The 21,762-nt window shown below is 51.3% G+C and carries 21 protein-coding genes; 11 read left to right on the forward strand and 10 right to left on the reverse strand.

Going from position 1 to position 21,762, the window contains the following annotated elements; genetic code table 11:
* Positions 1-68: 68 nt before the first annotated feature.
* From PJDR2_RS12480 to PJDR2_RS12490, 3 genes are read left to right on the forward strand one after another with little or no spacing between them, the layout of a single operon-like run.
* Positions 69-941: a 3-hydroxyacyl-CoA dehydrogenase family protein gene (locus PJDR2_RS12480; protein WP_015844054.1), complete on the forward strand. Its 873-nt coding sequence runs from the start codon at positions 69-71 to the stop codon at positions 939-941.
* On the forward strand, positions 942-2,150 hold the full coding sequence (locus tag PJDR2_RS12485) for an acetate/propionate family kinase (protein WP_015844055.1): 1,209 nt from the start codon (positions 942-944) through the stop codon (positions 2,148-2,150). It begins immediately after the preceding gene.
* A 39-nt stretch (positions 2,151-2,189) separates the two neighbouring features.
* Positions 2,190-2,870, forward strand: coding sequence for a DnaD domain protein (locus tag PJDR2_RS12490; RefSeq protein WP_015844056.1), 681 nt, complete (start codon positions 2,190-2,192; stop codon positions 2,868-2,870).
* 70 nt (positions 2,871-2,940) lie between these two features.
* On the opposite strand, the gene PJDR2_RS12495 is transcribed toward PJDR2_RS12490, so the two are convergent.
* Positions 2,941-3,798 carry a helix-turn-helix transcriptional regulator gene (locus PJDR2_RS12495; RefSeq protein ID WP_015844057.1) on the reverse strand — a complete coding sequence of 286 codons (858 nt, stop codon included), beginning with the start codon at positions 3,796-3,798 and terminating at the stop codon, positions 2,941-2,943.
* Between the two features lie 137 nt (positions 3,799-3,935).
* On the opposite strand from PJDR2_RS12495, the gene PJDR2_RS12500 reads away from it, so the two are divergent.
* The 4 genes from PJDR2_RS12500 to pyrE all read left to right on the forward strand — a co-directional run bounded on the left by PJDR2_RS12500 (position 3,936) and on the right by pyrE (position 8,001).
* The gene (locus PJDR2_RS12500) at positions 3,936-5,915 is read left to right on the forward strand and encodes a glycoside hydrolase family 127 protein (protein WP_015844058.1); all 1,980 of its coding nucleotides are present in this window, start codon (positions 3,936-3,938) and stop codon (positions 5,913-5,915) included.
* A 111-nt stretch (positions 5,916-6,026) separates the two neighbouring features.
* Complete coding sequence (locus PJDR2_RS12505) at positions 6,027-6,827, forward strand: TIGR00266 family protein (RefSeq protein ID WP_015844059.1); 801 nt, start codon at positions 6,027-6,029, stop codon at positions 6,825-6,827.
* A gap of 61 nt (positions 6,828-6,888) precedes the next feature.
* Complete coding sequence (locus PJDR2_RS12510; protein ID WP_015844060.1) at positions 6,889-7,362, forward strand: DinB family protein; 474 nt, start codon at positions 6,889-6,891, stop codon at positions 7,360-7,362.
* Positions 7,363-7,464: 102 nt separating this feature from the next.
* The gene (gene pyrE, locus PJDR2_RS12515; RefSeq protein ID WP_015844061.1) at positions 7,465-8,001 is read left to right on the forward strand and encodes an orotate phosphoribosyltransferase; all 537 of its coding nucleotides are present in this window, start codon (positions 7,465-7,467) and stop codon (positions 7,999-8,001) included.
* Between the two features lie 84 nt (positions 8,002-8,085).
* Here the strand turns inward: pyrE and mtnB are convergent, their stop codons facing one another.
* From mtnB to PJDR2_RS12555, 8 genes are all read right to left on the reverse strand, one after another.
* Positions 8,086-8,736, reverse strand: a complete 651-nt coding sequence (gene mtnB, locus PJDR2_RS12520; protein ID WP_015844062.1) for a methylthioribulose 1-phosphate dehydratase — start codon at positions 8,734-8,736, stop codon at positions 8,086-8,088.
* A 1-nt stretch (position 8,737) separates the two neighbouring features.
* Entirely contained in the window at positions 8,738-9,406 is a 669-nt protein-coding gene (locus tag PJDR2_RS12525) for a 2-hydroxy-3-keto-5-methylthiopentenyl-1-phosphate phosphatase (protein ID WP_015844063.1), read from the reverse strand.
* Positions 9,403-10,623 carry a 2,3-diketo-5-methylthiopentyl-1-phosphate enolase gene (locus PJDR2_RS12530; RefSeq protein ID WP_015844064.1) on the reverse strand — a complete coding sequence of 407 codons (1,221 nt, stop codon included), beginning with the start codon at positions 10,621-10,623 and terminating at the stop codon, positions 9,403-9,405. Before PJDR2_RS12530 ends, PJDR2_RS12525 begins: the two co-directional genes overlap by 4 nt.
* Positions 10,623-11,504, reverse strand: a complete 882-nt coding sequence (gene proC / locus PJDR2_RS12535; RefSeq protein WP_015844065.1) for a pyrroline-5-carboxylate reductase — start codon at positions 11,502-11,504, stop codon at positions 10,623-10,625. The genes PJDR2_RS12530 and proC overlap by 1 nt, the downstream gene beginning before the upstream one ends.
* Positions 11,505-11,537: 33 nt before the next feature.
* Positions 11,538-12,788 carry a glutamate-5-semialdehyde dehydrogenase gene (locus PJDR2_RS12540; RefSeq protein WP_015844066.1) on the reverse strand — a complete coding sequence of 417 codons (1,251 nt, stop codon included), beginning with the start codon at positions 12,786-12,788 and terminating at the stop codon, positions 11,538-11,540.
* Between the two features lie 35 nt (positions 12,789-12,823).
* Complete coding sequence (gene proB / locus PJDR2_RS12545; RefSeq protein WP_015844067.1) at positions 12,824-13,930, reverse strand: glutamate 5-kinase; 1,107 nt, start codon at positions 13,928-13,930, stop codon at positions 12,824-12,826.
* 369 nt (positions 13,931-14,299) lie between these two features.
* Entirely contained in the window at positions 14,300-15,490 is a 1,191-nt protein-coding gene (locus PJDR2_RS12550; RefSeq protein ID WP_015844068.1) for a pyridoxal phosphate-dependent aminotransferase, read from the reverse strand.
* Between the two features lie 121 nt (positions 15,491-15,611).
* On the reverse strand, positions 15,612-16,061 hold the full coding sequence (locus PJDR2_RS12555; protein WP_015844069.1) for a hypothetical protein: 450 nt from the start codon (positions 16,059-16,061) through the stop codon (positions 15,612-15,614).
* A gap of 117 nt (positions 16,062-16,178) precedes the next feature.
* Here PJDR2_RS12555 and PJDR2_RS12560 point away from each other — a divergent pair, with 117 nt between their 5' ends.
* Complete coding sequence (locus tag PJDR2_RS12560; RefSeq protein ID WP_041613430.1) at positions 16,179-16,973, forward strand: carbon-nitrogen family hydrolase; 795 nt, start codon at positions 16,179-16,181, stop codon at positions 16,971-16,973.
* A gap of 4 nt (positions 16,974-16,977) precedes the next feature.
* Here PJDR2_RS12560 and PJDR2_RS12565 read toward each other — a convergent pair whose 3' ends face one another.
* On the reverse strand, positions 16,978-17,871 hold the full coding sequence (locus PJDR2_RS12565; RefSeq protein WP_015844071.1) for a LysR family transcriptional regulator: 894 nt from the start codon (positions 17,869-17,871) through the stop codon (positions 16,978-16,980).
* Between the two features lie 167 nt (positions 17,872-18,038).
* Between PJDR2_RS12565 and leuC the strand changes: the two genes are divergently transcribed.
* The 3 genes from leuC to PJDR2_RS12580 all read left to right on the forward strand — a co-directional run bounded on the left by leuC (position 18,039) and on the right by PJDR2_RS12580 (position 21,668).
* A complete protein-coding gene (gene leuC, locus PJDR2_RS12570; protein ID WP_015844072.1) occupies positions 18,039-19,454 on the forward strand; it encodes a 3-isopropylmalate dehydratase large subunit in 1,416 nt (471 codons plus the stop codon).
* A 30-nt stretch (positions 19,455-19,484) separates the two neighbouring features.
* Positions 19,485-20,084 carry a 3-isopropylmalate dehydratase small subunit gene (gene leuD / locus PJDR2_RS12575; protein WP_015844073.1) on the forward strand — a complete coding sequence of 200 codons (600 nt, stop codon included), beginning with the start codon at positions 19,485-19,487 and terminating at the stop codon, positions 20,082-20,084.
* Between the two features lie 162 nt (positions 20,085-20,246).
* Complete coding sequence (locus PJDR2_RS12580; protein WP_015844074.1) at positions 20,247-21,668, forward strand: N-acetylmuramoyl-L-alanine amidase family protein; 1,422 nt, start codon at positions 20,247-20,249, stop codon at positions 21,666-21,668.
* Positions 21,669-21,762 lie beyond the last annotated feature (94 nt).

Raw genomic sequence — 21,762 nt, forward strand, 5'->3', positions numbered from 1 at the left:
TAGAGAGAACTATTCTCAATAACACTTAAAAAAAGAGAAAAACATACGAGGAGAGAACCTACAGAATTATGGCAATCAAAAAAGTTGGCGTTATCGGCGCCGGTACAATGGGGCAAGGAATTGCGGAAATGCTCGCTTCTAAAGGGCTGGATGTGTATTTAATCGAAAGCTCGGAGGAACGCTTAACATACGGTATGCAGATGATCGAACTCAACCTGGATAAACAGATTGAGAAATGGGCTCTGACGCAGGCTGAGAAAAAATTGATTCTGAATCGTATCCATACATGCAAGAACTATGAGGATCTGACTTCCTGCGAGCTGGTTATTGAATCCATCACCGAGGATTTGGAGAGTAAAAAACAGGTAATCAAGAAGCTGGACGAGATTTGCGACGATAAGGTCATTATTGCAAGCAACACCTCCACGCTTAGCTTGACCGAGCTGGCAAGCGTAACCGGCCACCCGGAGCGTGTCATTGGCCTTCACTTCATTTATCCGGTATCCAAGATCGATCTGGTCGAAATTGTCCGCGGTCTAAAGACCTCCGATGCCACGTTTGACGCTACGAAAGAATTTGTTGATGAGGTTATTCAGAAAAAGGGGATCATGGTGTTCGAATCGCCAGGCTTTGTGACTACCCGTCTGATCTGTCTCTTCATAAACGAAGCTCTGCATGTTCTAGAGGAAGGCGTAGCTTCTGCCGAAGATATCGACAATGCGATGCGTATCGGCTATTCTTTCCAGAACGGACCTTTCGAGATGGCGGACCGCTTTGGTCTGGACTCCGTCCTTGCCGCCCTTGACCGGATGTTCCGCGAATACGGGGAGTTGAAATACCGTCCTTCTATCGTCCTGAAGAAGATGGTGCGCGGAGGACATCTCGGCGTGAAGTCGGGCATCGGATTTTTCAAATATGACAAGGATGGGGACCGTATCTAGATGAAAGTACTCGTAATTAATGCAGGAAGCTCTTCGCTGAAATATCAGCTTTATAATATGGAGAATGAGACGGTGCTTGCGAGCGGGCGCGTAGAGAGAATCGGCATGGATTCCTCGATCGTGACCCACGAACCTCCAGGCAAGCCGGACGTGACGCAAGTGAGCGAGATTCTTGACCACATCACGGCGGTTAAAAAGGTTATCGACATGCTGACGCATCCCGAGCATGGCGTTGTTGCTTCAATGGGAGAGATCGATGCGGTTGGGCACCGGATCGTGCACGGCGGCGAAGTGTTTAAGAGCTCGGCGCTTGTAACGGCTGAAGCGAAACAGGAAATCAAAAAGCTGTTTGATCTTGCTCCGCTGCATAATCCGGCACATATGATGGGCATCAATGCGGTAGAAACGAATATGCCTAATGTTCCGCAGGTGGTCGTATTCGATACGGCCTTCCATCAGACAATGCCTAATACTTCCTACCTGTATCCTATTCCGAGAGTGCTCTACCGCCGCCATAAAGTGCGTCGTTACGGCTTCCACGGAACATCGCATCAATATGTCAGCCAGAAGGCTGCCAAGTACCTGGGCAAGCCGCTGGAGTCGCTGAAGATGATCTCCTGCCATATCGGCAACGGTGCAAGCGCTACGGCCATTCTGGACGGCAAGTCGTTTGACACCAGCATGGGGATGACGCCGCTGGAAGGCTTGATGATGGGTACTCGCAGCGGTGACCTGGACCCGGCAATCGTGCCGTATGTTATGAACAAAGAAGAGCTGACGTTAAGCGAAGTGAATTCGATGCTGAATAAGCACAGCGGTATGCTTGCGATCTCCGGCATCAGCAGCGATATGCGCGAAATCGTAGAAGCAATGGACGAAGGCGATGCTAATGCGAAGCTGGCTTTCGATATGTATACGTACCGCGTGCGCAAATATATCGGGGCTTATGCAGCAGCGATGAATGGCGTTGACGTTATTCTGTTCACGGCTGGAGTTGGCGAGAATTCGAACGTTCTGCGCAAAGCGGTATGCGAAGGCATCTCGTTCCTGGGCGTTGAGCTGGATGAAGAACGCAACAACATCCGCAGCAAGGAAGTCCGCGAGATTTCGACGGATGCTTCCCGAGTAAAAGTGCTGGTTGTTCCTACGAATGAGGAACTGCTTATTGCCCGCGATACGTATGCGATTGTGAAAGGCGAGTCGAAATAAAAGAATAGCAGTAGTTAAGGTAGCGGAGGGATCGGTTACATGAGCAATGAGGACATGTGGAAGGCCTATTCGCGGGGGATGGCGGCCGTAATGAGTGAAGGAGGCGTGCATGTATCCGCACTTCTTCTACGGTCTTACCGCCAATTGAATTTATCCGATACGGAAGCGATGCTGATGCTGCAGCTGATGCTGTTCGGAGAGTCGGAAGGGATCGAATTCCCGACGATGGAGCAGTTGGCAGAACGTAGCGGCTCAACGACCAGAACCATTGAGCAGACGATTGGCCGTCTGATGAAAGAAGGCTTCTTGACGATTGACGAGCGCATTGATCCGGCGACGGGAATTCAATCCGAGCAATATAATTGGAGCGGATGGCTGCTCAAGGCTGCCGAATGGGCGGCCGAAGAGAAGCGGGAGACACGGAGAGCGGAGCGCCGTACCGTTAAGCGGGCAACGGATCCGGGCAACATTTTTTCGGTATTCGAGCAGGAGTTTGGACGTCTGTTATCGCCCATGGAATGCGAGACGATATCCGGATGGCTGGATCAGGACCGTTACGCGGATGAACTCATCCGGTTTGCCTTGAAGGAAGCTGTCTTTGCAGGCAAGCTGAATTTCCGTTATATCGACCGGATTCTGATCGAGTGGGGCCGAAACCGGGTTACGAACGTGGATGAAGCAAGAGCTCATTCCCAGAAGTTCCGTGGACCACGCGGATAGCACTTATATCGAATATTATACAAAAGCCTTGTACTTCCCAAAGGGAGAGTACAAGGCTTTTTTCATTCCGTCACCGCGAGAATTGCTTCCTGTACTTCAGTGGTGATGTGCCTGTGTATGCTCTAAAGCAGTTGGAGAAGTAAGGAGCATGGCGAAAGCCAGTCTTATCGGCGATAACCGCGATGGACCATTCGGTCTTTACGAGCAGCAGCTTTGCTTGCTCCAGCCGGTATTGGTGCAAATAGTCCATTGGGGAGCAATGATAGATTTCTTTCATGCACCTGACGATGTAATTGGGATGAAAATGAAGGGCTTCTGCCAGCGCCGCATTGGTCAGCTCCGATTGATAATGCTGCCGGATATAAGCTTCCGTCTTGCTTGCGAGCTTCATAGCCGGGGAATCCGTGCTGGCGCGGTCCCGCCGTTCCTCCAGCAAGCCCAGCAGCTCGATAAAGAGCTGGTGCTCCTGCCAGTAAACGCCTCTCTGATGCTCGCTTGCATAGGCTAACAGCTGACCGAGATGCCGTTCGGCAAGGGTGAATTCAGGCGGTGCCGCATACTGGGGAATCTGGATGAAATACGGATTTTCCCAGGCGTGACGCAAAGGCAGAGGAGGGGAAGGAGCATCCGACGTATGCTCCTTCCATTCCCCTTGGAAGTCAAAATGTATCCAATGAAACGACGTATCGCTATCGCAAGGCTTGGTCGAATAATGATAGCGGTCCGGCAGAAGCAGCAGCGCCTCCCCGGCTTTAACTTCCCACTGCTTGTCTTCTTCCCCGATATACAAGGTGCCTTGCGTTACCCACAGGAGATCGAACAAACCAAGGTTGCGGCGGTTAGGATGCTGTTCGCCAGGCTTGTAGACGGTCTGGCCGGTTGCGATGTAATAAGGAATAGGAGGAAGCTGCAGGGATACGTAAGTCATGCGGTTGTCCCATCTCCCGTCAGTGTTATATTTTATAAAAAAGAAGGTCGTTTTAGTTGTAGTTTCCTTGTCTTTTCGAGAATAAACTAGAAATCAGCAATAATCAAATCTTTTATATTCGAGCAGGAGGAACATTCATGGCGAAGCAACTTAACGGACAGCTGGGAAGCAGCAGGGTACATATTGAGGATGCTTTTTGGAACCGCTTTACGGAACTGGTGCGAGAGACCGTTATTCCTTATCAATGGGAAGCGTTAAACGACAGGATCGCGGATGCGGAGCCAAGCTATGCCATTCGTAATTTCCGCGTCGCGGCAGGACTCGAGGAGCATCCTTACGGCGGCATGGTGTTCCAGGACAGCGATGTGGCGAAATGGCTGGAGGCAGTTGGTTATTCCTTGGCGAATCATCCCGATGCCGAGCTGGAGCGCACCGCTGATGAAGTAATCGATCTTATCGCGATGGCGCAGCATGAGAACGGCTATTTAAATACGTATTTCACGATAAAAGATCCGGGCAAGCAGTGGACCAATCTGTATGAGGCTCATGAGCTGTATTGTGCGGGCCATATGATGGAAGCGGCGGTTGCCTATTATGACGCTACGGGAAAACGCAAGCTGCTGGACGTCATGAGCCGATTCGCCGATCATATCGATGAGGTCTTTGGCACGGAGGAAGGCAAGTTAAGAGGCTATGACGGCCATCAGGAGATTGAGCTTGCATTGGTGAAACTCCAACAGGCGACTGGGGAAGAGCGTTATTTGAAGCTGGCCCAGTTCTTTATTGACGAACGCGGGGCGGAACCGAATTTCCTGGTGGAAGAAGGGAAGCAGCGGGATGGCTATAGTTTATGGGCCGGAGGCAAACGTCCTATTCCGACCGTGCAGCAATTAGCGTATAACCAAGCGCATACGCCGGTCCGCGAGCAGGAAGCGGCGGTTGGCCACTCGGTCCGCGCCGTGTACATGTATACCGCGATGGCGGATTTGGCCAGATTAACGGGGGATAAGCAGCTTCTCGAAGCATGTGAGCGGTTATGGAACAACATGACCAGAAAACAAATGTATATTACCGGCGGCATCGGTTCTACGCATCATGGCGAGGCATTCTCCTTTGACTATGATCTGCCGAACGATACGGTATACGCGGAGACCTGTGCCTCGATCGGCCTGATTTTCTTTGCTCAGCGTATGCTGAAGCTGGAAGCAAAAAGCGAATATGCCGATGTTCTGGAGCGGGCGTTATATAACAACGTGGTAGGCAGCATGTCGCAGGACGGCAAGCATTACTTCTACGTCAATCCGCTTGAAGTATGGCCTCAAGCCTCCGAGAAAAATCCGGGCCGCCATCATGTGAAGGCCGAGCGTCAGAAATGGTTTGGCTGCTCCTGCTGCCCTCCCAATGTGGCGCGTCTGCTAAGCTCCCTGAACGATTATATTTACACGGTATCTGCCGCGAACAACACTATTTACACCCATCTGTTTATTGGCAGTGTTGCCCGATTCGAACTTGCTGCAGGCTCCGTTTCTTTGAAGCAGCAGTCGCAGCTGCCATGGAAGGGATATACCCGATTCGAGTTTGACGATGTTCCGGGTGCCGCATTTACTTTTGCTCTTCGGATTCCATCCTGGAGCAGAGGGAAGGCCGTACTGAATATTAATGGCCAGGCTGCGGAATATACGGAAGAGAACGGGTACGCACTCGTTAACCGCAATTGGCAGCAGGGAGACGTTGCGGAATGGGAACCGGCACTTGAAGCTCAATTGACGGCTGCCCACCCGCAAATCCGCGCAAATGCCGGCAAGGTAGCCATTGAGCGCGGGCCGCTCGTTTATTGCTTGGAGGAAACGGATAACGGAAGCCCGCTTGCTGCGGTGTCGCTCGTTACAAACGGGGAGCTTCATTTCCGCTTTGATGATCAATTGTTGGGCGGAGCGGTCGTCATAGAAGCCGAGGGGCAGCTGGATGAACAGGATTCCTGGCAGGAGAATACGCCGTATCGTCCGTATACGCAGCAACAAGCTTCGAAGCAAGTTCGGCTGACGGCCGTCCCGTATTATCTATGGGGCAACCGCGAGAAAGGCGAGATGACCGTCTGGGTAAGGGCTTTGGGATAGGAAGCGGGAGCATACGATTCGTCGTATGCTTTCTTTTTTTATATGGGAAATAACTGGATGTTAATGTTATGATAGGAGGGAGCTTTATTATCGTTCAGGAGGGATTATATTTTGAAGAGCAATCACGAAATCGATTATTACATTCATGGCGACGATATGCAATTTGTAGAGATTGAGCTGGATCCTGCCGAGACGGTTATTGCCGAGGCGGGAAGCCTTATGATGATGGATGACGACATACATATGGAAGCGATTTTCGGCGATGGAAGCGCACAGTCCTCCGGCGGTCTTATGGGTAAGCTGATGAGCGCGGGCAAACGGATTTTGACGGGCGAGAGCTTGTTTATGACAGCTTTTACGAATGAAGGCATGGGTAAGAAGAAAGCCAGCTTTGCAGCACCGTATCCGGGCAAAATCATCCCGATTGACCTGCATGCCGCAGGCGGTAAAATGATTTGCCAGAAGGACGCCTTCCTTGCAGCCGCAAAAGGCGTGTCGGTGGGCATCGAGTTCCAGCGCAAGATCGGAACGGGCTTCTTTGGCGGCGAGGGCTTTATTATGCAAAAGCTTGAAGGCGACGGTCTTGCTTTTATGCATGCGGGCGGTACGATTATCCGCAAAGACCTGAACCCGGGAGAGAAGCTTCGTGTCGATACGGGCTGCCTCGTGGCTTTCACGCCAAGCGTGCATTACAGCATTGAAATGGTAAAAGGGGTTAAAACCTTCCTCTTTGGCGGAGAAGGTCTATTTTTCGCAACGCTGGAAGGACCAGGCACCGTTTACATTCAATCGCTGCCGTTCAGCAGGCTGGCGAGCCGCGTATTCGCAGCAGCGCCTCGCGGATTCGGCACGGGAGGCAAGGATGAAGGAAGCGCGGCAGGCTCTATCTTCAATATGCTGAAGGGCGACTAGCAGCCTATTCAACTATACTCCGTCCCGGTGGGATGGAGTTTTTTTGGCGGAGGTAATTGACATGACCTATGAATTTAATCGAGTGTGGTTAACCAAAAAGTTCGAAGAGATGCAGAAGCGAGTTTTGAAAGCGCTTAATCAGTTGGATGATGGGCAGGTCAATTGGAGTCCGGGACCAAACAGCCACTCTATTTCGACTTTAATCAGGCATATGGAAGGCAATATTTTGGAACGGGTTAATAAAGGGATTCTCTGCCAGAATAGGATAAGAGACAGGGAGGCGGAGTTAAAACCGGCTTTCGTAACAAAGGATGAGCTGTCCAGGAGCATACAGGAACGCCTCCAATTTGTGATAGATACCATTCCCTCCTTATCGGATGAGCAGCTGGAACAGAAGCAACTGGTCCGCGGCAAGGAACGCAGCAATCTGGATATGCTGCACCAATGCGCGGCGCATTACTCGGAGCATATGGGCCAGATATTTTATATCGCCAAGCAATTATTGAAGGATGAATATCAATCGACTTCGATTTAAAAAACTCTCTATAGCCGCATAGACAATTCCTTTAAGATTTGCTAAACTGTCAAACGGCGTATGTTTAGGGTAATTAACTTTTAAGGAAGAAGGGGACTGTAGATGAACAAAACAGAGCTTGCAAGAGAAATTATGCAAACGTCACGACTGACGGGAGAATTCAAGCTTCGCTCAGGTAAAACCTCGAATCATTACTTCGATAAATACTTGTTCGAATCCAATCCCGCGATTCTAGCTGCGATCGCAGAACAGCTTGCACCCCTTGTTCCTGAAGGAACGGAAGTTTTAGCCGGACTTGAAATGGGCGGTATTCCGATTGCCACCGCGCTTTCCCTCAAAACGGGCATTCCGGTCGTATTTGTCCGCAAGAGAGCGAAGGAATACGGAACAAGCAAATTGGCCGAAGGAATCGATATTACGGGCAAGAAGGTCTGCATTATCGAGGATGTCATTACAACGGGCGGACAGGTGCTCTTAAGCGCGGCAGACCTTTTGAACCACGATGCGGAGCTGAAAGAGGTGCTTTGCGTCATCGAGAATGAAAAGGCTGGCAGAGCCAATCTTGAAGAAGCGGAATTCGAAGTTCGCTCCTTGTACAAGATGGAAGAATTACTGGCCGCAGTTGAAGAGAGCGTGTAAGAAAACCCGTCATTTATTCTTTCTATAGTGGTAAATAAAAAGCTGGTCAATCTCGTAACAAACGAGTTGACCAGCTTTTTCGATTCATTTGCGGCCGTTCAGCATTTCCCAGCGGTACACGTATTCGAACAGGAACTCAAACGCTTCGATATGGCGCTTCGCTTCGAAGGCGTTCGCCCCCCATGCGTAAATGCCGTGCTTGCGGAGAATAATGCCCGGAATACGCTTGTCGATCCGCTCCGTCACTTCCGGTACGATGCGAGGAATTTCAGCGAAGTTGGAGACGATCGGAATGTCGATATGCGCTTCCTCATCCCAGATGTTCAGGCCTTTGATCAGCTCTACCCCATCCACAGGCACAGCTTTGCGCTCCCAGAACCATTCGGACATAACGGCGCTGTATACGGAGTGAACGTGGAAAATAGCGCCTGCACCCGTTAAACGGTAGATTTCGTTGTGAATAAGCGTTTCTGCGGAAGGCTTCAGATTAGTCGCCTCGCAAGCTTGGCCGTTTTTGTCGACGAACAGGTAATCTTCCGGCGTATGTACCGTTTTGTCCTTGCCGCTTGCCGTAATGGCGAAGTAGAATTCGTCAGGGTTGAAATCCCCTACGCGAACCGAGAGATTGCCGCTTGTTCCGGCAAACCAGCCGCGGGAGGCGAATAGTTCTTTAACGCTGCGCAACTCGGCGAGCGCCTGCTGCTTTTGTTCCAGCTTAATATCGGTAAAAGCCATATTATACGATCCTTTCTTTCTTCAGCTCATGCACAATGTCATGGAAGGTAGTAAATTCGGTATGCGGAAGGCCAAGCTCCTTGCATTTAACAGTCAAATGATGGCGGGAAAAGACTGTATCGGCCAGCTTGGCGCCTTCAAAGTCGGTTACGCTGTCGCCGATAATAATCCGTTCGTACACGCTTGCCGGGAAACGGCGCATGATCGTTGTTTTGCACATGCCGCAGTCATTGGAGCAATGCTCATCGCATGGATGAGGCCATGTAATTTCGATCTGCTCGCCGTTGAAGTCGCTGCCGTTGCAGTAGATATGATCCTCTGGAATACCGAAACGGGCAAGCACCGGGTACACAAAGAAGTCGATGCCGCCGCTTGTCACGTAGAATTCGATCTGCTCGTCCTTGCAGTATTGGAGCAGTTCGGCAAAGCCGTCACGGATTTGCACGTTGTTGATGCCATACTCCACAACCTCTTTCTGAATGGAAGTCGGAAGGAGGCGGAACATCTGGCCAACGCCGTCGCGGATCGATATTTTCTGGGATAGAACCGCATTTGCAATGTCTTCCCATCCCGGCGGGTTGAAATGCTTGATAATAGCTACAATGTTATCGTTGACGGTGATGGTTCCGTCAAAGTCGCAGAAGATGACGCGTTTCTTAGCTGTTGTCATTCCTTAATCCCCCATGCGTCAATAGCCGCCTGAAGCGGCTCATTACCCGGCTGCGCCGCTGCTTCGCGAAGCGGTACGCCGTTCATTGCTGCCGTAATCGCGCTGCGGAAAGCTTTGCCGCCGGCCGCTGTGCCCATAGGATGGCCATGGATACCGCCGCCGGCATTAACGACCACGTCCGTGCCGAAGTCGCGCAAAATAAGCGGAACGAGTCCGGGATGAATGCCGGCCGACGGTACAGGGAAGCTCGTCCGGAGCGTATCCGAAGGCGCAAGCAGCGCGTCTTTTACGGCCATGTTCTCTTCCTTCGGCATAACAACGGAACCGTAAGGAGAAGGGAACAGCACCAGATCCGCGCCGGCCAGACGCATCAGCTTGCCAAGCAGCACGGATGCGCTGATCCCGTAATGCGGCGATGGGTAAAAGGCGCCTGCCATTGCCGGATGCGCCGCGATTGGCACATTAATCTCAGAATCTTTGCTCAGCTCGTGCAGCACGTCGTAGCCGTAAGACAATACGTTGAACAGCAATGCGTTTGCACCAGCTGCGATAGCTTTTCGCGCTTGGCTTGCCAGCTGCGATGTTGGACCTGTCAGGTTAACCGCGTAAAGCAGCTTTTGACCGGTTTCCTGCTGTGCTTTGCGGGCCGCCTCCATGCATACTTCCACGCGCTTCTCCAGCGGAGTAAGCGGGTTCTCGAACAGGATCTCGTCATCCTTGATAAGGTCAACGCCACCAAGCGCCTGCTTGTAGAACTGCTCTTGCAGGTTCGGAAGATCATGCCCAACAACCGATTTGAAAATACTCATCAGAAGCGGGCGGTCGTGAACGCCTAGAAGCTGGCGCACGCCTTCAAGGCCGTATTTGGGACCAGGGAAGGCGGACTGGAATTGCTCCGAGACATTCAGATCAATCAGCTTGATTTTACCGTCCATGGACAGCTTGCCGAATATGGTAACGAGCAGGGCAGGGATATCGCGGCTGAAGTTGATATCCGGATACGCGATCCGAATATCGGCATAACGCTCGCTGCCTGCCTCTTCATGCACGTCAACGGACAGTACCTTGCCAAGATGCTTTTCCATCTCGGCCTTACGTGCTTCTGGGAGCTCCGTCCAGCTGCCAACCGTTAAGCCAACGGCAATGGATAATGCTTTTTTATCAAAATCCGCCTTCTCGTCAAAACAGCGGTAAGTTGCAACACACATCTGATTCATTAGGACAACGTGCTCCTTTCAATATCTGCTCCGATTTCGCCGGCGCGTTCAGCCGAGCGCAGCATGCCGCGAACGACAGCATCCGTCAAGCCGCTTGCGGCCATCGATTCGATTGCAGCCTGCGTTGTACCGTTAGGGGAAGTCACCTTCCGGCGGAGCTCAGCCGGCTCCTCGCCGGTTGTTCTGACCATCTCGGCAGCGCCAAGCACGGTCTGAACGATCAGTTCCTTCGCTTGGTCTGCAGGGAGGCCAAGCTTCTCCGCAGCTTCCATCATCGCTTCCATGAAGAAATAGACATATGCCGGGCCGCTGCCCGACACGCCCACGATCGAATCCTGCAGCGATTCCTCGACAACCGCATTAATGCCGATCGAAGCGAACATCGTTTCCGCAAGCTTGCGCTGCTCTTCCGTTACGCTGCCCGAATAGCTGATTCCCGTTACTCCAAGACCGATTGTGCTCGAAGTATTGGGCATCGTCCGCACGATAGCGGCGGATCTGCCAAGCACGCGTTCAATAGAAGAGATCGACAGGCCGGCAATAACCGAGACGATCAGCTGCTTCTCCGAGAGGAGATGCTTGATGGACGAAATCGCGCTGACAGCGTCCTTAGGCTTCATCGCCAGGAAAACAATATCCGCATCCTGAATAAACTGCTCGTTCGTAGATCCGTTCAATACCGTTTGCACGCCGTATTTCTCGCTCAACTCATTCAAACGGTCCGCGTTCTGCCGGTTCAGCATCGAGATTTGCTCCGGTTTTGTCAGTTTTTGATTAATAAGTCCGCGTACGATAGCTTCCGCCATCGAGCCTGCGCCGTAGAAGCTGATTTTCAAAGCTTCAATATTTACACCGGCATTTGTTTGTTCCATTGATAACATACCGTTCACCCTCCAACCTGGTTTTCCTCTATCTTAACCGCGGATTTGGCCGTTGCCGTAAACCCGGAATTTTGTTGATGTAAGAGCCGGCAGACCCATTGGGCCGCGCGCATGCAGCTTTTGCGTGCTGATGCCGATTTCCGCTCCAAAGCCAAATTCGAAACCGTCCGTGAAGCGGGTAGAAGCGTTATGATATACCGCTGCCGCGTCAACCTCGTTGAGAAAACGCTCGGCGTGTCCGGCATTCTCCGTTACGATGCATTCCGAATGCTTCGTGCTGTACTTGCGAATGTGCTCAAGCGCCTCATCTAAGTTTGCTACAATACGGATATTTAAAACATAATCGTTATATTCCGTCGCAAAATCCTGTTCGGTTGCAGCCTTGGCCTGCGTTATGCTTTCGGTCGCTTGCTTATCGCCGCGAAGCTCGACATTTGCCGCAAGGAAACGGTCGGCGATTTGCTGTAAGTGACGTTTGGCAAATGCTTCGTGCAGAATCAGGGTTTCCATTGAATTGCAGACGGAAGGGCGCTGGACCTTCGCATTGAAGGCGATCTGTTCCGCCATGTCGTAATCCGCGCTCTCATCCACAAAGGTATGGCAGATGCCGGCACCTGTCTCGATAACAGGCACTGTCGCGTTTTCGACTACATTGCGGATCAGTGCGGCGCCGCCGCGAGGGATAACAACATCCAGCAGTCCGTTTAATTTAAGCATTTCATTAACGGAGGCGCGGTCCGAATCTTCAATAAGCTGGATCGCATCCTGCGGCAAAGCGGTTGACGCCAAAGCTTCGCGCAATACCTCAACGATCCGGCGGTTAGATTCCAGAGCAGCGGAGCCGCCGCGAAGCACAACGCAGTTGCCGGTTTTAAGGCAAAGGCCGACAGCGTCAACGGTAACATTAGGACGTGCTTCGTAAATCATGCCGATAACGCCAAGCGGCACGCGTGTTTTCTCCACGCGAAGACCGTTAGGGCGGTCGAATTGCTCAAGCAGCTCTCCAACGGGATCCGGAAGCTCCACAACTTGACGAAGTCCTTCCGCAATGTCCGCAACACGGCTTTCGTTCAAGGCGAGACGGTCCAGCAGGGAAGGGCTAGTGCCGTTTTCCCGGCCTCGTTCCAGATCTTTCTTATTGGCTACGATAATAGAAGCCTGATTCTCGATAAGGGCATCGGCCATCGCCGTAAGAGCAGTATTTTTCTGCTCGGTCGTCATTTTGTTCATGATGCTGGCAGCGGCCTGAGCAATCGTTGCTTTTTGTCTAACTTCACTAACCATCTCGATTCCTCCTAAAATGAATTGAAAAGTTCATCCTATCGCAGGGAAACCCACTCGTCGCGGTGAATGACTTCGATTCTGTTAACATCCACCCGGCGTTTCACTTCTTCCGTACTGAGACCGGCTACGGCTTGAACTTGCCAAGCTTCGTAGTTTACTACCCCGCGGCCGATGGTGTCGCCCGTCAGGTTTGTCACTTCTACAACATCCCCCGAATGAAAATCACCCTGAATCTCGCGTATTCCGGCCGGCAGCAAGCTTTTTCCGCGTACAAGCAGGGCATGCTCGGCGCCGTCATCAACGATAATGCGGCCATGAGGATTGGAGTGGAAGCCCAGCCATTGCTTCTTCATAGGCAGGCTATGTAACTGGGTATCGAAATAAGTGCCTTTGCCTGTACCGTTAAGCGCTAATTGCAAATCGCCAGGCTGTTGAACTTTCCCGATAAAAGCTCTGACGCCGCCGCGCATGGAGATACGCGCGGCTTCAATCTTGGAACGCATGCCGCCGGTGCCGACCGCAGAGCCTGCTCCGCCGGCCAGCTGCATAATCTCCTCCGAGATTTGATCAACCCGTTCGATCTTGACGGCTTCGGGATTTTTTCGCGGATCTTCCGTATACAAGCCGTCCATATCGGTAATCATGACCAGACTGCTTGCTTTCGTCATCGCCGCAACCAGCGCGGACAATTTGTCGTTATCGCCAAACTTCAGCTCAAGCTCGTCGGTAGCTACCGTATCGTTTTCATTAATAATAGGTATGATGCGGAGGCGAAGCAATTCCTCAATCGTCTTGAGCGCATTCTGGATCCGTTTGCGGTTGGAGAAGTCTGCCCGCGTAAGCAGGATTTGGGCAACCCCAATGCCGAACTCTCCGAAAGCTTCCTGATAAGCCTGCATAAGCAGCGCTTGGCCAACCGCGGCAGCGGCCTGCTTTTCATGTACCGCTTTTGGCCGTGCTGCGTAACCGATCTGGCGGAAGCCGGCAGCCACCGCTCCGGAGGTTACCAGAATAAGAGGGCAGCCCTGCTTGTGCAAAGCGGCAAGTTCAGAAGCAAAATAGGTGATACGTTCGCGGTTTAAGCCGCCTTCTTCCGAGGTTAAGGAGCTGCTACCGATTTTGACAACAATTCTCTCCGACATCTTCTCATCCCATTTCCTGACAAAATAAAAAGACCTCCGTCCATAAAGGACGAAAGTCTATAGCTTCCGCGGTACCACCTTTGTTGACCGAATGGCAAATACGCGCATACAGGTCCATCTCAAGCCTCATAACAGGAGGCGCTGTCCGGCTCTCGCCGGCCGCTCGGGGGTTGGATTCAGCAAGGAACCGAGGCAAATCTTGCAGCCTGACGAATTTGCTCTCTGGACACGGCCATCTCACTTACTAGTCCCGTCATCACGTTACATGTTCAGTTAATGTTAGCATATCATGATCATACCCTACTGTAAAGCAAGGCAACCGCCATAAAAACATGCTGCGGACCGGGATTTGCCGGTCTGCAGCACAGGTTAAAAGATGCCTAGCTTGCCAATCCGCTCGATAGCTTCAACCAGCCGTTCTTCGCTGGTCAATAGACCTAGGCGCACATAGCCTTCGCCATGCGTGCCGAAACCGTTGCCCGGGGCAACTACAACATCTGCTTGCTCAAGGACAAGATCGGCGAAAGATTCCGACGTATAACCCTCGGGCACCGGAAGCCAGCAGAAGAAGGAGCCGCCGGGACGGTCAGCTTTCCAGCCGATTTTCGCAAGTGCGCCGAATACCGCTTCGCGGCGGCTTTCGTAACGGGCGGTAAGATCGGTTACGCAATCCTGCGGACCCGTAAGGGCAAGCGCTGCCGCTTCCTGAATGCCGCCAAACAGGCTGCAGTAGTAATGATCCTGAATCAGATTGATCAGGGAGACGATTTGGGCATTGCCGATAGCAAAGCCAACCCGCCAGCCAGCCATGTTGTAGGTTTTGGAGAGCGTATAGAACTCTACGCCAACTTCCTTGGCACCCGGCGTTTGAAGGAAGCTGACCGGTTTTTTGCCGTCAAAGCCGATGGCGCCGTAAGCAAAGTCGCTTGCAATAACGACTCCGGTACGACGGGCGAAGGCAACCGTCTCTTCATAAAAGGCGGAATCCGCAACGGCGCCTGTCGGATTGTTCGGGTAATTGATGAACATCAGCTTGGCGCGCTTCAAAGCTTCCTGATCAATTGCGTTATAGTCAGGCAGGAAGCGGTTATCCGCCGTCAGCGGCATAAAGCTCATCTCCGCGCCGGAGAGCGCAACGCCCGACCAGTAGTCCGGATAACCGGGATCCGGAACAAGACATACGTCACCGGGATTAAGCATGCACTGGCTTATTTCGACAAGGCCTGTTTTGCCTCCGAACAAAATGGCCACCTCGGTGGCAGGATCAACCTCAACGCCATAATCTTCTTTATAGCGCGTGGCTACTGCTTCCTTCAGGAACGAATAACCGCTGAAAGGCGGATACCGGTGGTACATCGGATTCGCCGATGCTTCCTGCATCTTTGCTACGATATGGGGAGGGGTCGGCTGGTCCGGATTGCCTTGCCCCAGATTGATAACATCCCGGCCTTTGGCCGCTTGGGCATTCGCTTTGCCGACAAGCTTGGCGAAAAACTGCGTTGGCAGCGCCGTCATGCGGTCTGCCGGTTTTATTACATGCTCACTCAATTGAGTTTCCATTTGCTCACACTCCACCATAAATGCTCTCTAATCGCCTTAACGACATTAGCTTTAATGTAGCATGTAAAAACCGTTTATGTCGAGTAAATTAGTCGGCATGGAGCGTGCAATTAGGCTGTTATTACTCGGCAGGAATCCCGATCTTCTTAATAAATGGTTTAATATCCTCTTTGAAGAGCAGCAGGTAAGGTCTGCGCTGTTCATCAAATACGAGAAGAAGCGGAGGCTTGCCGTCGCAATAAAATAAGAACACATCGTCAGCCAGCAGCTTGGTGCCGTTTACGGAAATCGTAACCGGCTTCTCAAGCGGAACGCGGTAGACGTAATTGCAGCTGTCGTCATTCGTAAGCTGCGGGGCAAGTCCCGTAATGGATGAGATCCATTTGTTCGCAAACTCCTGATACTCCTTGTCGTTTGGCGTAGTAAGCACGACTTTTCCGGCTTTCACGTCAAATACCTGAACCGGTTTGAAAGGCTGATCCTCCGGTGCTGCCGCGAAGGCGGAGGCAGAGGTGAAGGTCAGCATGAAGCATAAGGCGAGCAGCAGTGCTGCTAATCGTTTTTGGCGCATTTTATTTCTCTCCTTGTCCGGGAATGAATAACTCTTCTCCATTAATCTGTCCATCTTGACACAGAACCATGAGAAGGTATCATTAGGGAAAAGTAATTGATGAAGGGAACAAGACATATGACACAGCCATTGCGTATTGCACTTTTGCAAATGAATATAGAGGTAGGACAGCCTGAAGCGAATTTCAGCAAGCTGTCCAGCATGCTCGAAGAGGCGGCATCTCAGCCTAACAAACCGGATGTCATTGTGTTTCCGGAGATGTGGAATACAGGTTATGCTTTAACCGAAATTACAACGCTTGCGGACCCGAATGGCGAACGCACAAAAGCTTACCTGACGGAGTTCAGCCGCAAGCATGGCATTCATATCATTGCCGGATCGATCGCGGAAGGGCGCGAAGACGGCGTATACAACACGATCTACGCTTTTGACCGGGAAGGAAACCAGATCGGGGATTACTCGAAAATTCATTTGTTCCGCCTGATGGATGAAGAAAAATACCTGGCGGCGGGGGATAAGCTTGGCAAGCTGGAAATTGAGGGTGCGGGAGCAGGCATGATGATCTGCTATGACATCCGGTTCCCCGAGCTGGCCAGAAAGCTTGCGCTGGATGGTGCGAAGCTGCTCTTCGTGCCGGCTGAATGGCCGCATCCAAGGCTTCATCACTGGCGCACGCTTCTGACGGCCCGCGCAATCGAAAACCAAATGTTCGTGATCGCCTGCAACCGCGTAGGTATCAGCGGAGATACGCATTTCTTCGGCCATTCGATGGTTCTTGATCCCTGGGGCGAGACAATCGCCGAAGCCGGGGAAGAAGAGACTATTCTTTATGCCGAGATCGATTTATCTCTCGTTGATACCGTACGCGGTAAAATTCCGGTATTCGAGGACCGCAGACCTTCCTTATATTAAGGAGCTATTTGTACTGACTGATCGTTTTGTTCATCGTTTCGATAAACGCCACGGCCGCTTTGGACAAATACCGTCCTTTGCGGCTGGCGATAATCAAAGTGCGAGAAGGACGGTCCTTTAGCGATAAATAGACGGGGACGAAATCGCCGCCCGCGGCCCGGGTCAGCATTTTCGGAACAAACGTGATGCCCATGCCGCCCGCAATCAGCGATTGCACCGTCTCAATGTTACTGCTCTCAAACACGATGTTAGGAGTAAACCCGGCCTGTTGGCACAGATGCACCAGAATCTGGCGGAAGCCTTGGCCTTTCTTCAGGCCGACAAAATGCTCTTCCCGCAGCTCCTCGATCGAAATCTCGTCGGTGCGTCCGGCAAGGCGATGGCTCGGCGGAACGGCCAGGCAAATTTCTTCCTCCATAAGCGGCTCCCATTCCAGCGTCTGATCGACGAGAGGTAGGGTAAGAAGGCTTATATCCGTTCCCCCGTTAGCCGTAAGCTGCTCCAGCTTGACGGTTGTGTCTTCTACTAATATAACCTCGATCTGCGGATACAGCTCGCCGAATACCGGTAGAACAAGCGGCAGAATGTGCGATCCGGTAATAGGCAGCGTTCCTACGACAAGACGACCTCGCTTCATCTGAGCCATATCGTCCATCTCTTGCTTTAATTGTTCGATGGCATCCAGAATCGACTGGGATTTATCAACAAATACCTGGCCGGCCTGCGTCAGCTCAACCGAATTCGTCGTGCGGCGGAACAGCAGGACGCCAAGCTCCTGTTCAAGCTTGGACAGCTGCTGGCTGAGCGAAGGCTGAGCAATATGCAGCTTTTCGGCAGCGCGCGAAAAATTTTTCTCTATTGCGATTTGAATCACGTACTGAAGTTGTCTAAGTTCCATTCCAGCATTCCCCTTATAGTCCAAATGAGAATAGTTATCGATCTTTTATAGTTATTGCCTATAATCATTATAGATATTATATCTTTGTTGAATCAAGAAGGAGATGCTATGCTAGTAACATCTAATAGAGCAAAGCGATTATTCGCTTGAACGATGGGGTGAACATAATGACGAAAAGAACACTGTTTGAGAAAATCTGGGATAAGCACGTCATTCATCAAGAAGAAGGCAAACCAAGCATCATTTACATCGACCTTCATCTGGTGCACGAGGTAACTTCGCCGCAAGCATTCGAAGGACTCCGTTTGTCGAACCGCAAAGTTCGCCGTCCTGACCTGACCTTCGCGACAATGGACCACAACGTTCCTACCAAGGATCGCTTCAATATTAAAGACCCGATCTCCAAACAACAGATCGATACGCTGACACAAAACTGCGCGGACTTCGGCGTAAAACTGTTTGACCTGAACAACCTGGACCAAGGCGTCGTGCACGTTATGGGTCCTGAGATCGGCCTGACTTACCCGGGCAAAACAATCGTCTGCGGCGACAGCCACACTTCGACGCACGGCGCGTTTGGCGCTCTTGCGTTCGGTATCGGTACTTCCGAGGTTGAGCACGTTATGGCGACGCAATGTTTGCAACAAGCAAAACCTAAAACGATGGAAGTTCGCTTCAACGGTTCCCGTAAACCCGGCGTTACCGCGAAGGACTTGATCCTCGGCGTTATCGCGAAATACGGTACAGACTTCGCTACTGGTTATGTTATCGAGTACACGGGCGAAGCTATCCGCTCCCTGACTATGGAAGAGCGCATGACGGTCTGCAACATGTCGATCGAAGGCGGCGCGCGCGCCGGTCTGATCGCACCTGACCAAACAACGTTCGATTACCTGAAAGGCCGCGAGTACGCTCCTGCCAACTACGACGAAGCCGTAGAAGACTGGAAGCAGCTCACTACTGACGAAGGCGCAGCTTATGACGTGGTTGTCGACTTCGACGTAGACTCGCTGATCCCGCAAGTAACTTGGGGCACTAGCCCGGGCATGGGTACAGACATTACTTCTTCTGTTCCGTTCCCGAAAGACCTGCCGACGGAAAACGAGCGCAAAGCAGCAGAAAAAGCGCTTGAATATATGGACCTGAAACCAGGTACGCCAATGTCCGAAATCGAGATCGACTATGTCTTTATCGGTTCCTGTACAAACGGCCGTATCGAAGACCTTCGCGCAGCGGCTGAAATCGCACGCGGCTACAAAGTAAGCGAGAAAGTAACAGCTATCGTTGTTCCGGGTTCCGGCCGCGTTAAGCTGCAAGCCGAAAAAGAAGGTCTCGACAAAGTATTTACGGAAGCCGGTTTTGAATGGCGCGAAGCAGGCTGCTCGATGTGCCTTGCGATGAACCCTGACGTATTGCAGCCTGGACAACGCTGCGCATCGACATCCAACCGTAACTTCGAAGGCCGTCAAGGCCGCGGCGGACGTACGCATCTCGTATCGCCGGCAATGGCTGTAGCTGCCGCAATTAACGGCCGCTTTACAGACGTGCGCGATTGGAATGTCAAATCCGAAGTGTTGAACTAATTGAACGTGTGAGAGAGGGGTATTACCGAAATGGAAGCTTTTAAACAACTTACGGGCATCGTTGCCCCGGTCGACCGCGTGAATGTCGACACGGACGCTATCATTCCTAAACAATTCCTGAAACGCATCGAGCGCAGCGGCTTTGGCCAATTCCTGTTCTTCGAATGGCGCTTCCACGAAAACGGCGAAGTAAACGCTGATTTCGAACCAAACAAACCGCGCTATCAAGGCGCTTCCGTTTTGATTTCCCGTGCGAACTTTGGCTGCGGCTCCTCCCGTGAGCATGCTCCTTGGGCGATTCTGGACTACGGCTTCAAAGTCGTTATCGCACCATCGTATGCGGACATTTTCTACAACAACTGCTTCAAGAACGGTATTCTGCCAATCAAGCTGAGCGAAGAGCAAGTTGAAGACCTGTTCCAACGCACAGCGAAGCATGAGGGCTACAAGCTGTCGGTTGACCTCGAGAACAAAAAGCTGACTGACGAGTACGGTCTTGATCTTTCCTTCGATCTTGACGAGCACCGCCGCCAGTTCCTGCTTCTTGGTCTGGACGATATCGGCCTGACAATGCAGCATGCAGACGAAATTACAGCTTACGAACAAAAGCGTCCTGCCTATTTGGGTTAATAGATGGACTAAGAAAAGGGGGCAGCTCTTCGAATGAAGAAGAGTTGTCCTCTTTTTTCCTCTGCACGCAACTTTTTCTGACAAATTGCGTCTATTTAATCGTCTAGCAAAGTCGAATGATCTCACATTCGATGCAGGCAATTTCAGTCATCGAGGTGGAAAATGAAGAAGAAGTTTGTACCTATTTTGTTGTTTATGGCGGTTCTGTTTACTTTGTTCACCGGTGTGGGACAAGCTGCAACAACGCCAGTCGTCCCGAAGCTTTATCTGAACGACCAATTGCTTAAGCCTTATGATGATCCTCAGATCGTCAACAATTTCACGCTCGTTCCGATCAGGGTCGTGTCCGAGAACATGGGCTATGAGGTGAATTGGGCGGCAGCCACAAAGACAGTCACCATACATAACGATCAGAACGAAATTGTACTTACCATTGACAACAACATCGCACTCGTCAACAACAACAAGGTGCAAATGGACATGTCTGCCAAGCTTCAGAAAGGCAGAACAACCATGATTCCAATCCGTTTTGTAAGCGAACAGCTTGGATTAACGGTGAAGTGGGATCAAGCGTCGCAGTCCGTCTATTTGTATAAGGCAGCGGACCCTGAAGATCCTTCTACTACGCCGGATCCCGGTCAGACAGGTTCGATCACTTCTGTTCAATACGACAGCAGCTTCGGCATTATCATCAACTATGATGGTAAAGTAACGGCGAATAAACCGTTTAAGCTTGACAGCCCTAAGCGCATCGTAATCGATTTCCCGAACACGACTTATTCGGACAATTTGTCGTCGCAATTCATGGGAGCGGAAACACGCATTCCCGTAGCGGACAATCCGTATATTTCCATGTTCCGTTATTCGGTATTCTCTACGAATCCGGCTACTGCTAGACTAGTGCTCGATTTGAATACGGACAAAGATGCGGATGCGGTGGTTCAAGATAACGGGGCTGGGGTAATAACCATTGGTCTTACGGATCCGGTGACAACTCCTCCGGTTGATACGACAACTCCGCCAGTTACAACAGATCCGGGAACGAAGGTCTACAACGTCGTTATCGATGCCGGTCACGGCGGAACCGATCCAGGCGCGCAAAGCATCAACGGTCGCTGGGAGAAGGAAGTAAATCTTGCTGTTTCCCTTAAAGTGAAAGCTTTGCTGGACAAAGAAAAAAATATCAAACCGCTTCTTAGCCGACCGGAAGATAAATTCGTAACGCTTGCAGATCGTGTAACGTTCGCTAAGAACAACAAAGCAGATATTTTCATTTCGATTCATGCAAACAGTAATCCTACTTCGAGCGTTACCGGAACAGAAACCTATTACACTCGCGACAGCAGTAAAGCGCTTGCGAATGTGATCCACAAACATCTCGTGAAGGCTACCGGTCTTAAGGACCGCGGCGTAAAATATGGAAATTTGCATGTAACGAGAGAAACAACGATGCCTGCCATTTTGCTCGAGACCGGATTTTTGTCCAATAAAGGCGACTCCGACATTCTCTACAGCGATGCAGCACAAAACAAAATGGCAGCAGAAATCGTAGCGGGAATTAAGGAATACCTGAAACTTTCCTAAATTCTAAGAATTAAATCTATCGTCTTAAATCAAGGCTTAGAATTCACCGGAATGAATCACGCTTGCCGTCCAAGTACGGCGAAAGCTGTTTCAC

This window comes from Paenibacillus sp. JDR-2, from assembly GCF_000023585.1.
Lineage (GTDB): Bacteria > Bacillota > Bacilli > Paenibacillales > Paenibacillaceae > Pristimantibacillus.

Coding starts and splice junctions, on each gene's coding strand:
- PJDR2_RS12540 (WP_015844066.1), bottom strand. CDS start 12,788: ATGGTTAGTGAAGTTAGACAAAAAGCAACGATTGCTCAGGCCGCTGCC.
- PJDR2_RS12485 (WP_015844055.1), top strand. CDS start 942: ATGAAAGTACTCGTAATTAATGCAGGAAGCTCTTCGCTGAAATATCAG.
- PJDR2_RS12490 (WP_015844056.1), top strand. CDS start 2,190: ATGAGCAATGAGGACATGTGGAAGGCCTATTCGCGGGGGATGGCGGCC.
- leuD (WP_015844073.1), top strand. CDS start 19,485: ATGGAAGCTTTTAAACAACTTACGGGCATCGTTGCCCCGGTCGACCGC.
- PJDR2_RS12525 (WP_015844063.1), bottom strand. CDS start 9,406: ATGACAACAGCTAAGAAACGCGTCATCTTCTGCGACTTTGACGGAACC.
- proC (WP_015844065.1), bottom strand. CDS start 11,504: ATGTTATCAATGGAACAAACAAATGCCGGTGTAAATATTGAAGCTTTG.
- PJDR2_RS12530 (WP_015844064.1), bottom strand. CDS start 10,623: ATGAATCAGATGTGTGTTGCAACTTACCGCTGTTTTGACGAGAAGGCG.
- PJDR2_RS12480 (WP_015844054.1), top strand. CDS start 69: ATGGCAATCAAAAAAGTTGGCGTTATCGGCGCCGGTACAATGGGGCAA.
- PJDR2_RS12495 (WP_015844057.1), bottom strand. CDS start 3,798: ATGACTTACGTATCCCTGCAGCTTCCTCCTATTCCTTATTACATCGCA.
- PJDR2_RS12555 (WP_015844069.1), bottom strand. CDS start 16,061: ATGCGCCAAAAACGATTAGCAGCACTGCTGCTCGCCTTATGCTTCATG.
- PJDR2_RS12580 (WP_015844074.1), top strand. CDS start 20,247: ATGAAGAAGAAGTTTGTACCTATTTTGTTGTTTATGGCGGTTCTGTTT.
- pyrE (WP_015844061.1), top strand. CDS start 7,465: ATGAACAAAACAGAGCTTGCAAGAGAAATTATGCAAACGTCACGACTG.
- leuC (WP_015844072.1), top strand. CDS start 18,039: ATGACGAAAAGAACACTGTTTGAGAAAATCTGGGATAAGCACGTCATT.
- PJDR2_RS12500 (WP_015844058.1), top strand. CDS start 3,936: ATGGCGAAGCAACTTAACGGACAGCTGGGAAGCAGCAGGGTACATATT.
- PJDR2_RS12510 (WP_015844060.1), top strand. CDS start 6,889: ATGACCTATGAATTTAATCGAGTGTGGTTAACCAAAAAGTTCGAAGAG.
- PJDR2_RS12565 (WP_015844071.1), bottom strand. CDS start 17,871: ATGGAACTTAGACAACTTCAGTACGTGATTCAAATCGCAATAGAGAAA.
- PJDR2_RS12550 (WP_015844068.1), bottom strand. CDS start 15,490: ATGGAAACTCAATTGAGTGAGCATGTAATAAAACCGGCAGACCGCATG.
- proB (WP_015844067.1), bottom strand. CDS start 13,930: ATGTCGGAGAGAATTGTTGTCAAAATCGGTAGCAGCTCCTTAACCTCG.
- mtnB (WP_015844062.1), bottom strand. CDS start 8,736: ATGGCTTTTACCGATATTAAGCTGGAACAAAAGCAGCAGGCGCTCGCC.
- PJDR2_RS12560 (WP_041613430.1), top strand. CDS start 16,179: ATGACACAGCCATTGCGTATTGCACTTTTGCAAATGAATATAGAGGTA.